This window comes from Streptomyces purpurogeneiscleroticus (assembly GCF_020024005.1).
Lineage (GTDB): Bacteria > Actinomycetota > Actinomycetes > Streptomycetales > Streptomycetaceae > Streptomyces > Streptomyces purpurogeneiscleroticus.
The window spans coordinates 1-9,907 of sequence record NZ_NHSG01000474.1 but is presented as its reverse complement, the minus strand read 5'-3'; the positions used below and the strand labels follow the sequence as shown (position 1 = coordinate 9,907).

Annotated in this window: 10 protein-coding genes and 1 pseudogene; 4 read left to right on the top strand and 7 right to left on the bottom strand. The window is 72.2% G+C overall.

Annotated elements, in window-relative coordinates; all coding sequences use genetic code 11:
* On the top strand, positions 1 to 579 hold a 579-nt coding region (locus CCS38_RS34350; RefSeq protein ID WP_504740356.1), incomplete at its 5' end, for an NAD(P)/FAD-dependent oxidoreductase.
* A 22-nt stretch (positions 580 to 601) separates the two neighbouring features.
* Here the strand turns inward: CCS38_RS34350 and CCS38_RS34345 are convergent.
* Entirely contained in the window at positions 602 to 1,309 is a 708-nt protein-coding gene (locus tag CCS38_RS34345; RefSeq protein ID WP_223737485.1) for a TetR/AcrR family transcriptional regulator, read from the bottom strand.
* 79 nt (positions 1,310 to 1,388) lie between these two features.
* Here CCS38_RS34345 and CCS38_RS34340 point away from each other — a divergent pair, with 79 nt between their 5' ends.
* Positions 1,389 to 3,020, top strand: a complete 1,632-nt coding sequence (locus CCS38_RS34340) for a CocE/NonD family hydrolase (protein WP_223737483.1) — start codon at positions 1,389 to 1,391, stop codon at positions 3,018 to 3,020.
* Between the two features lie 3 nt (positions 3,021 to 3,023).
* Here CCS38_RS34340 and CCS38_RS34335 read toward each other — a convergent pair whose 3' ends face one another.
* The 6 genes from CCS38_RS34335 to CCS38_RS34310 form a co-directional block, all read right to left on the bottom strand.
* Positions 3,024 to 4,007 (bottom strand): NADP-dependent oxidoreductase, encoded by a 984-nt coding sequence (locus CCS38_RS34335; protein ID WP_223737481.1) that lies wholly within the window; start codon positions 4,005 to 4,007, stop codon positions 3,024 to 3,026.
* Positions 4,008 to 4,165: 158 nt separating this feature from the next.
* Complete coding sequence (locus tag CCS38_RS34330) at positions 4,166 to 5,014, bottom strand: ATP-binding cassette domain-containing protein (RefSeq protein WP_223737479.1); 849 nt, start codon at positions 5,012 to 5,014, stop codon at positions 4,166 to 4,168.
* Entirely contained in the window at positions 5,011 to 6,081 is a 1,071-nt protein-coding gene (locus tag CCS38_RS34325) for an ABC transporter permease (protein ID WP_223737477.1), read from the bottom strand. Before CCS38_RS34325 ends, CCS38_RS34330 begins: the two co-directional genes overlap by 4 nt.
* Positions 6,078 to 7,091, bottom strand: a complete 1,014-nt coding sequence (locus CCS38_RS34320; protein WP_223737475.1) for a sugar ABC transporter substrate-binding protein — start codon at positions 7,089 to 7,091, stop codon at positions 6,078 to 6,080. The genes CCS38_RS34325 and CCS38_RS34320 overlap by 4 nt, the downstream gene beginning before the upstream one ends.
* Before the next feature lie 130 nt (positions 7,092 to 7,221).
* Entirely contained in the window at positions 7,222 to 8,241 is a 1,020-nt protein-coding gene (locus CCS38_RS34315) for a sugar ABC transporter substrate-binding protein (RefSeq protein WP_223737473.1), read from the bottom strand.
* 112 nt (positions 8,242 to 8,353) lie between these two features.
* The gene (locus CCS38_RS34310) at positions 8,354 to 9,127 is read right to left on the bottom strand and encodes a GntR family transcriptional regulator (protein WP_223737471.1); all 774 of its coding nucleotides are present in this window, start codon (positions 9,125 to 9,127) and stop codon (positions 8,354 to 8,356) included.
* 204 nt (positions 9,128 to 9,331) lie between these two features.
* On the opposite strand from CCS38_RS34310, the gene CCS38_RS34305 reads away from it, so the two are divergent.
* Together CCS38_RS34305 and CCS38_RS34300 are read left to right on the top strand one after the other, a co-directional pair.
* Complete coding sequence (locus CCS38_RS34305; protein WP_223737469.1) at positions 9,332 to 9,724, top strand: CU044_2847 family protein; 393 nt, start codon at positions 9,332 to 9,334, stop codon at positions 9,722 to 9,724.
* Positions 9,725 to 9,907: pseudogene (locus CCS38_RS34300) on the top strand (hypothetical protein); the annotation flags it as partial. It lies immediately after the preceding gene.

Genomic DNA, 9,907 nt, shown 5'->3' with positions numbered 1-9,907 from the left:
GCCGGCCAGCGCGTCGTCCGCCACCTCCAGACCCGCCACCCGCCCCGGCACGATGGCGACGTCCCGGGCGGCCAGCCGCTCGCCTGCCGGCAGGCCCTGATGTGGCGGCAGTGGAGCACGGACGTGACGCTGCTGCTGCACGCCTCGCCGGAGCCCGGCGCCGAGGAGTACGAGCGGCTGGCCGCCCGGGACGTCGCCATCGTGCCGGGGCGGGTGGCGGGTCTGGAGGTGGCGGACGACGCGCTGGCCGGCGTGCGGCTGGCGGACGGCCGGCGGGTGCCCTGTCAGGCCCTGGTCGTGGAGCCGCGGTTCACCGCCCGCGCCGGGCTCCTCGCCTCCCTGGGGCTGTCCGCCGAGGTGGAGCGGTCGGACGAGGAAGTGGTGGGCAGCTCCGTACCGGCGGCCGGATCCGGGGCCACGGACGTGCCGGGCGTATGGGTGGCCGGGAACATCACGTCCCTCTCCGACCAGGTCATCGGCGCCGCGGCAGCCGGGGTGCAGGCCGCCCAGGCGATCAACTCGGACCTGGTCGACGAGGACACCCGGCTGGCGGTCGCGGCCCGCCAGGGGACCGGCTGACACGCGTACCTCCAGGACGTGATCAGCCGGTGTCCAGGCCGTCGATCAGCCGGTCGAGGAACCGGGTGAAGGTGGCTTCCGGGGTGAGCGGGCGGCCCGGCGCGGCGAGGGCCGCGGCGAGTTCCGGGTGGTGGCCGTCGGCGGCGACGGCGGCGAGGTAACGGGCCTCGGCCGCGGCCCGGCCGGGCGCTTCCGCCGCCGCGGCCTGCGCGATCTCGTACCCGACGTGCCCGGCGACGAAGCCGGTGAGCTGGCTGAAGACCTCCAGCTTCGCGGCGCCGTCCAGCCGGGTGGGCCGCAGGGCCGCGAGCGCGCGCTCCAGGAAGGCCAGCGCCTGCGGACCGAGCGTGCGGCGGGCGGTCAGCGCGGCGGGCAGCCAGGGGTGGCGGAGCATCAGCGCGCGCTGAAGGTGGCCGATGGCCTTCAGATCGCTGCGCCAGTCGCCGGTGAGCGGCTCGTCCGTCGGGAGCTCGCCGCTGACGTGGTCGACCATCAGCTCCAGCAGCGTCTCCTTGTCGGGTGCGTAGCTGTAGAGCGACATGACACCTGCGCCGACCTCGGCGGCGACGCGCCGCATGGTGACCGCGTCCAGCCCCTCGGCATCCGCGAGGGCGACGGCCGCCGCCGTGATCGCCTCGCGGCTGAAGGCGGGCTTGCGGCCCCGGCCGGTCCGGGCGGTGCCCAGCCAGAGCTGCTGGGGGTCGACGCCGGCTCCGTCATGACGGGTCACGTTCTTCGCCTTCCTTCGCGTCCCACTATTCTCGTACAGTGTACGGAAATACTGGAGGGGAACGAGGGGGAGAACACGAATGACACCGAAACCGCCGCTGTCCGCACGGATGATGCGAGCGACCTTCCGCGGGCTCCCGGCCAAGCGCTACGAAGCCGGCCGGGAACCGGGGCTCGTGGTGCCGGCGGCGGACGGCACTCCATTGCTGAGTGACCACTACTTCCCCCGCGCGGCGGGCGACTTCCCCACCCTGCTCGTGCGCTCGCCCTACGGAAGGGGCCTGCCCTGGTCCCCCATGTACGGCATGCTCTTCGCCGAACAGGGCTTCCACGTGGTCCTGCAGAGCTGCCGCGGCACGGGCGGCTCGGGCGGCCGGTTCGACCCGTGGCGCCAGGAGGCCGCCGACGGCCTGGCCACGGTGGCCTGGCTGCGGCGGCAGCCCTGGTTCACCGGCACGCTCGGCACGGTCGGCCCCAGCTACCTGGGGTACGTGCAGTGGGCGCTCGCGCTCGATCCGCCACCGGAGCTGAAAGCGATGGTGGTACAGGCCGGACTGCACGATCCGCACGCCTTCTTCCACGCGGGCGGCGCCTTCCACCTGGAGAACGCGCTCGCCGTCGGCGCGGGCATGACGTACCAGCACCGGGGGATCCTGCCCCTCGTCCGCGCGATGCTGCGCCTGAAGCGCCGGCTGCGCGAGATCACCACCGCGCTGCCGCTGCGCAAGGCGTACGTGCCCGCGCTCGGGGACGTGCCCTGGCTGGACGGGGCGATGACGCACCCGGACGCCGACGACCCGCACTGGCACGGCACCTCCATGGCGGCGTCCGCCGAGCGGCCGGGCGTGCCCACCGCGCTGACCACCGGGTGGCACGACGCGCTGGCCGACCAGACCTTCGCGCAGTACCACCGGCTGCGCCGCGCTGGCCGCACGGCCTCCCTGCTCGTCGGCCCCTGGACGCACACCTCCGCGATGCAGGAGGGCTGGCCCGAGGTCTTCGCCGAGAGCGTGAGCTGGCTGCGCGCGCACCTGTGCGGCGACGCCGCCGGCCTGCGCCCCACCCCTGTACGCGTGCACGTCGGCGGCGGAGGCGGCTGGCGGGACCTCGACGACTGGCCGCCGGCCCCCGCGACGACCGACTGGTTCCCCGCAGCGCACGGGACCCTCACCCGGCGGCCCCCGGCGGACTCCGCGCCGCCGGGCACCCTCCGCTACGACCCGGCCGACCCCACCCCTTCCGTGGGCGGTCCGCTGCTCTCCCCCGGAGCCGGCCCCCGCGACAACGGCGACCTGGAGGCGCGGGCGGACGTCCTGACGTTCACGAGCCCGCCGCTGGCCGAGCCCGTCGACGTGCTCGGCCCGGTCAGCGCGCGGCTGCGGGTCTCCACGGACACCGGCCACGCGGACGTCTTCGCCCGGCTGTGCGAGGTGGACGCGGAGAACCGTTCCACCAATGTCTGCGACGGGCTGGTCCGGCTGACGACCGACGGGCCGGCGCCCTCAACGGTCACCGTGCCGATGAGCTCCACCGCCCACCGCTTCGCCGTAGGCCACCGCGTCCGCCTCCAGCTCAGCGGCGGCGCGCACCCCCGCTACGCCCGCAACCCCGGCACCGGGGAGCCCGCGGCCGACGCCACCGCCCTCGTACCGGCACGGATCACGCTGCACGCGGGCTCGGTGCTGTCCCTTCCCACCGGAGTAAGGGACTGAGCGTCAGTCCCGCACCTTCAGGACGAGCTTGCCGCGGGTGCGGCCCTCTTCTCCGCGGCGGTGCGCCTCGGCGGCGTGCTCCAGCGGGAGGACGTCCTCCACCTCGACCTTGACCACGCCCTTGTCGATCAGCTCGGCGATCTTCGTGAGGGCCGCGCCGTCCGGCTCCACGAGGAAGCCGCAGGCCCGCAGCCCCAGTTGGCGGGCGGTGTCCGCCAGCTCGGGCGCGACGCCGGAGGGCACCGCGATCAGCAGACCGCCGGAGCGGAGCGTGCCCAGCGACCGGGTACTGGTGTCGTCCTTGTCGTCGCCGACCAGGTCGATGACCACGTCGACGTCCCGGATCTCGTCCTCGAACCGTACGGCGGTGTAGTCGACCAGCTCGTCGGCGCCCAGCCTGCGCAGCCAGTCGTGCTTGGCGGCGGTCGCGGTGCCGATGACGTGGGCGCCGAGGTGCTTGGCGAGCTGCACGGCGAAGTGGCCGACGCCGCCGGCCGCCGCGTGGATCAGCACCCGCTGCCCGGCGGTCACCTGGGCCGTGTCGACCAGCGTCTGCCAGGCGGTGAGCGCGGCCAGCGGCACGGCGGCGGCGTGCTCGTGGTTGAGCAGGGCGGGCTTGCGGGCGAAGTGCCGGGAGGGGGCCGTGACGTACTCGGCGTACGCGCCGGCCTCACGCGGGAACCACGGCATCCCGTACACCTCGTCGCCCACGGCGAGGGTGTGCACGCCGAAGCCGACCTCCTCGACCACGCCGGAGACGTCCCAGCCGACGGTGAACGGCGGGTCACCGAGCACGGCCGCCATGCCGCCGCCCTGCCGGGTCTTCCAGTCGACCGGGTTCACGCCCGCGGCGTGCACCCGCACCAGCACCTCGGTCGGCAGCGGCGCCGGCCGCGCCGCCTCGGACATCCGCAGGACGTCCGGGCCGCCGAGCGCGTCCTGGGTGATCGCGCGCATGGTGGTCTCGCCGCTCGGGGCGCTGGTCATGTCGTGCCTCCTGTGCGTGTGCCGTACTCGGCGCGGGCGCGCCGCGGGGTCGGCTGACCCCCGTACCGGCGAAGCTACCGCCGGGGACCGGCGCCCCCGCGGAAGCCGTCCCGCGCGCCGCACCCGTACCCGGACGCCGGCACCCGTACGCCCCGGCCTCAGTGCATGGGGTGGCCGCCGAGGTGCTCCGGGCCCTGCGCGCGCTCCAGTTCGTGGCTGAGCTGCTCCAGCTCGCTGCCGCCGGCCATCTGGCGGGTCAGCTCGTCCAGCGCGATCTCCGACTTGAGGTGGCTGCCGGCCATCGTGCCGCGCTTGAGGAGGACGAAGCGGTCGCCGACGAGGTAGGCGTGGTGCGGGTTGTGGGTGATCAGGACGACGCCGAGGCCCGCGTCCCGGGCGGCGGCGACGTACTTGAGGACCACGCCGGACTGCTTGACGCCGAGCGCGGCGGTCGGCTCGTCCAGTACGAGGACCTTGGCGCCGAAGTAGACCGCGCGGGCGATGGCCACGCACTGCCGCTCGCCGCCGGAGAGGGTGCCGATCGGCTGGTCCACGTCGCGCAGGTCGATGCCCATCCGCAGCAGCTCGGAGCGGGTGGTCTCGCGCATCGCGCGGGCGTCGAGGTGCTTGAAGGGGCCGAAGCCCTTCGTCGGCTCGGAGCCGAGGAAGAAGTTCCGCCAGACCGGCATCAGGGGGACGACGGCGAGGTCCTGGTAGACGGTGGCGATGCCGCGGTCCAGGGCCTCGCGCGGGGAGGCGAGCCGGGCCTCCTCGCCCTCGATCGTGAAGGAGCCGGCGTCGTGCTGGTGCAGCCCCGCGATGATCTTGATGAGGGTGGACTTGCCGGCGCCGTTGTCGCCGAGCACGCAGGAGATCTCCCCCGCGTGCACCTCCAACGAGACCCCTTCGAGGGCCTTGACGTTGCCGTAGTACTTGCTGACGTCGCTCAGCTCGACGAGCGGCGTGCCCGCTTCAGTACGGGGCTCGGAGTCGGTCGCGGTACTCATTTGCTCGCCTCCGCGCGCTTGCGTACCCAGGCGTTCAGCAGCGTGGCGAGCAGCAGCATCGCGCCGAGGAAGAACTTGTACCAGTCCGGGTTCCACTGGGCGTACACGATGCCCTTGCTGGTCATGCCGAAGATGAAGGCGCCGACCGCGGCGCCGATCGCCGAGCCGTAGCCGCCGGTCATCAGGCAGCCGCCGACGGCCGCCGCGATGATGTAGAGGAACTCGTTGCCGACGCCGTCGCCGGACTGGATCGCGTCGTAGGAGAACAGCAGGTGCTGGCCGGAGATCCAGGCGGCGAAGGCGACGCCCATGTACAGGCCGATCTTGGTCTTGGTGACCGGGACACCGACCGCGCGGGCCGCGTCCGCGTTGCCGCCCACCGCGAAGATCCAGTTGCCGACCCGTGTCCGCAGCAGGATCCAGGTGGCCAGCGCGATCAGCGCGATCCACCACAGGATGGTGACCTGGATGTCCACGCCGCCGATCGTGAGGTGGGAGGCGAAGAGCACCCGGGCCGACTCGAAGCCCTCCATGTCGGCGATGGACTTCGTGGAGACCGTGCCGCTGATCAGCTTGGTGAAGCCGAGGTTCAGGCCGGTCAGCATGAAGAACGTGCCGAGCGTGATGATGAAGCTGGGCAGCTTCGTACGGGTGAGGAGAAACCCGTTGAAGACGCCGATGGCGAGGGTGACCAGCAGGGACACCCCGACGCCGACCCAGGTGTTCGCCGTCATCTGGTAGCTGAACATCGAGGAGATCAGCGCCGAGCTGACGACCATGACGCCGGCCGACAGGTCGAACTCGCCGCCGATCATCAGCAGCGCGACCGGTACGGCCATGATGCCGATCGTCGAGGACGCGTACAGCACCGTCGACAGGCTGTCCGCCTGGAGGAAGGTGTCTGCCGCGAACGAGAAGAACAGGAAGACGGCGATCGCGCCGACCACCGCGCCCAGTTCGGGGCGGCCCATCAGGCGGCGGGCGAGCGAGCGGTGCACAAGGCGCTCGTCCGGGCCCTCGGTCGGCTCGGCGGGCTGCGGTTCCGCGGGTGGTGCGGCGGTGCTCATCGGGTCCCCCGCTTCGTGTATTCGGCCAGCGCGGCGGCGTCCTTCTTGGTGACGACCTGGGGTCCGGTGAGCACCGGACGGCCGCCGCCGAGGACGTCGGAGTTGTACTTGTACAGCCAGAGCAGGTCCACCGCCTGGTAGCCCTGGAGGTAGGGCTGCTGGTCGACGGCGAAGCCGAGCGAGCCGTCCTGCAGCCCGTCGGCGACCTGCGCGTTCAGGTCGAAGGTGGCGATCTCGGCCTTGCTGTTCGCCTGGTCCTTGGCCTTCACGGCCGTGGCGGCGAAGGGCGCGCCGAGCGTGACCACGGAGTCGATCTTCGGGTCGGCCTGCAGCTGGGACTCGATGGAGGACTGCACGTCGGGCATGTTCGTGCCCTCGACGTACAGCTTCTTCATCGTGCCCTCGAACGTCTTCTGCGCGCCGTCGCAGCGCTGCTCGTGGCCCACGTTGCCCTGCTCGTGCAGGACGCACAGGGCCTTCTTCTTGTGGCGCTTGTTCAGTTCCTCGCCGACCGCCTCGCCGGCGATCGACTCGTCCTGGCCGACGTGGGTGAGTGCGCCGTACTTCTCGGAGACCTCGGAGCCGGAGTTCACGGTGATCACCGGGATGCCGGCCTTCTCGGCCCGGGCCAGTACGCCCTTCATGGCGTCCGGCTTGGCGAGCGTGACGATCAGTCCGTCGACCTTCTGGTCGATGTAGGACTGCACGAGCTGCGCCTGCCGGTTGCCCTCCTTGTCGTGCCCGTAGACGAACTTGATGTTGTCCTTGGCGGCGGCCTGTTTGGCGCCGTTCTGCACGATGTCCCAGAAGGTGTCGCCGTCGCCCGAGTGGCTGACCATGGCGAAGGTCCACTTCGGGGTGTTCACGGCCGCCCGGCCGCCGGCCACCTGCGCCTCGCGCGCCTCCTCGGCCCGCTTGCCGCCGGTGGCGCTGCAGCCCGCCAGGGCCAGGCCGAGCACCCCTGCCAGCACGGCGCCCAGCGCGCGTGCCCCTGTCCGAACCCTTGCCACGAGGTCGTGCCCTTCTCGTTGGATCGCTGGATCGATGGGATCCCGCGGATCTCACTGTCCGTAGTCATTCCGTGGGCCCGACGGATCGGGCCCAACCGCCAAGTATCCGTTATGCCTGCTGGGCCCGGGGTCAGCGGGTCCCGCGAGCGGTGTACTTCTCCAGCGCCGGTACGTCCTTGTCGGTGACGACCGCCGGGCCGGTGAGCACCGGGCGGCCGCCGCCCAGTACGTTCGCATTGGTCCGGTTCAGCCAGAGCAGATCGACCGCTTCGTACCCCTGGAGGTAGGGCTGCTGGTCGACGGCGAAGGTGATGTCCTTCGCCTTGAGGCTTTTGACGACCGCGGCGTTGAGGTCGAAGGTCGCGATCTGTGCGGCGCTGCCGGCCTGCTCCCGGGCCTTGACCGAGATGGCCGCCATGGGTGCGCCGAGCGTGACGATCGCGTCGATGTCCTTGTCCGACTGGAGCTTCGCCTCGATGGAGGACTGCGAGGACGGTGCGTTCGTCCCGTCGACGTTGAGATTCTCGACCGTACCGTCGAAAGCTTTCTTCACCCCGGCGCAGCGGTCCTCCAGGGAGACGTTGCCCTGCTCGTGGATGACGCACAGCGCCTTCTCACGGTCGCGCCTGTTCAGCTCCTCGCCGACCGCCCGGCCCGCGACGGTCTCGTCCTGGCCGATGTGGGTGAGGGCGCCGTACTCCCGGGAGTACTCGCCGCCGGAGTTGATGGTGATCACCGGGATGCCGGCTTTCACGGCGGTCCGCACGGCCGACCGCAGGGCCTGCGGCTTGGCGAGCGTCACGATCAGCCCGTCGACCTTCTGGTCGGTCATGCTGCGGACCAGCTCGGCCTGGCGCGACCCCTCCTTGTCATTGGCGTAGAGGAATTTCACGTTGTCCTTCTTCGCCGCCTGCTCGGCGCCGGTCTGGACGATGTCCCAGAAGGTGTCGCCCTCCCCGGAGTGGCTGACCATGCCGATGGTCATGCGGGGCGTACCGGCGGCCTTCCCGGAGGCGCCGGACGCGGCGTCCTCCTCGGACTTCTTCCCGCCGGAGCCGCTGCAGCCGGCGGCGAGGGCGAGCGCCACGAGCGCGGCCGCGACGGCGCGTGTCCTCCGGTGGGTCGTACATATCGTGCGCACGGTACGCATCGTGGACCGCCTTCGCTCCCCCGCCGCCCGATTGCGGCTGGAGGAGTTCTAGCGGCGTACGACACGCCACGTCAATGGTTTGTCAGAACATCCTTACCCGAGGGCGGAATGCTCAGGGACGCACGAGGAGCTGGAACTCGAAGGCGTACCGCGAGGCGCGGTAGACGTGCGAACCGAATTCGACCGGGCGGCCGGTGTCGTCGAACGTCGTGCGCTGCATCGTGAGCAGCGGGGCGCCCTCCTCCTCGGCCAGCCGCTCGGCCTCCGCCGCGTCGGCGACCCGCGCGCCGACCGCCTGCCGGGCGCTGTGCAGGGTGATCCCGGCGTTGCGCATCAGGCGGTACAGGCCGGTGCTCTCCAGCTGCGCGGTCTCCAGCGTGATCAGTCCGAGCGGGAGGTGGTTGCGCAGATGGGCCATGGGCTCGCCGTGGGTGAGCCGGAGCCGCTCGACGAGCGCGACCTCCGCGCCCTCGGCGACGCCGAGCGCGGCGGCGACCTCGGCGGTGGCCTCGGTGGTGGTGTTCAGCAGGACCTTCGTGGCAGGCTTCTGGCCGGCCGCCTCCAGGTCGTCGTAGAGGCTGCTCAGCTCCAGCGGCCGCTTGACCTGGCTGTGCACGACCTGGGTGCCGATGCCGCGGCGGCGGACGAGCAGCCCCTTGTCCACGAGGGACTGGATGGCCTGCCGTACGGTCGGCCGGGACAGCCCCAGCCGCCCCGCGAGCTCGATCTCGTTGCCGAGCAGGCTGCCCGGGGCCAGCTTGCCGGTCTCGATCGCGGCCTCCAGCTGCTGGGACAGCTGGAAGTACAGCGGTACCGGGCTGCTCCGGTCGACGCTGAACTGGACAGGGCCTTCGGCGCCCTCGGTGACTGCTTCGTGTTTCCCCACGCCGCCGAGCGTATCCGCCCATCCCCATGACGGGAAGTCCAGAGGTCACATTGTCCGGACATTATGTACTGGCGCCACTTCGGGAGCTGGCCGTCCAGCGGCATCACCGTGCCCCGGACCCTCGCACACCACAGACAGCGCTTCGACGCGCCCCGATCGGAAGAAACGGGTGGCCACAGGGGACGCAGGCGGCACAATGGGCGGATGCCGGAGTACGCCGAACTGCATCTGTCCGACCGCACGTTGGTCCGCCTCGCCCTCGCCCCCGTCGGGACGCCCGCGTCCGCCGTGCCCGCCGCCCGCCCCGATCTGCCCGACGGGGCCGGCACCGTCGAGCCGGTGGGCCGGGCCGGCGAGCGGCTGGCCGCACTCGCCGGGGACGGGCTGCGCGCGGTGCTCAGCCCGCTCGGCCCGCTGCTCCAGGAGGTGCACGACTCCGTCGTGCGCACGGAGAACCCTCCGCAGGAGCTGTCCGTGGAGTTCGGCGTGCAGATCGGGCAGGACCTCAAGCTCGGCATCGCCGGGGGCAGCGCGCAGGCCGCCATGACGATCACCGCCAGCTGGCAGCTGCCGGACACCGCATCCCAGGAGGGCTGAGTGCGGTGGTTCGGCGCCGGCGCCGAGGGCGCCGGTGAGGACGCGACGCCGGACGAGCGGGCCGGGCTGGTCACGGTGTACGGGACGGGCTTCGCCCCGGCGGACGGCGGACAGCCGCCCGCGCGGCCCCCGTCCGCCGCCCGCCCCTTCGTCGCCACCCCGCTCGGCGGCGGCGGACGGGGG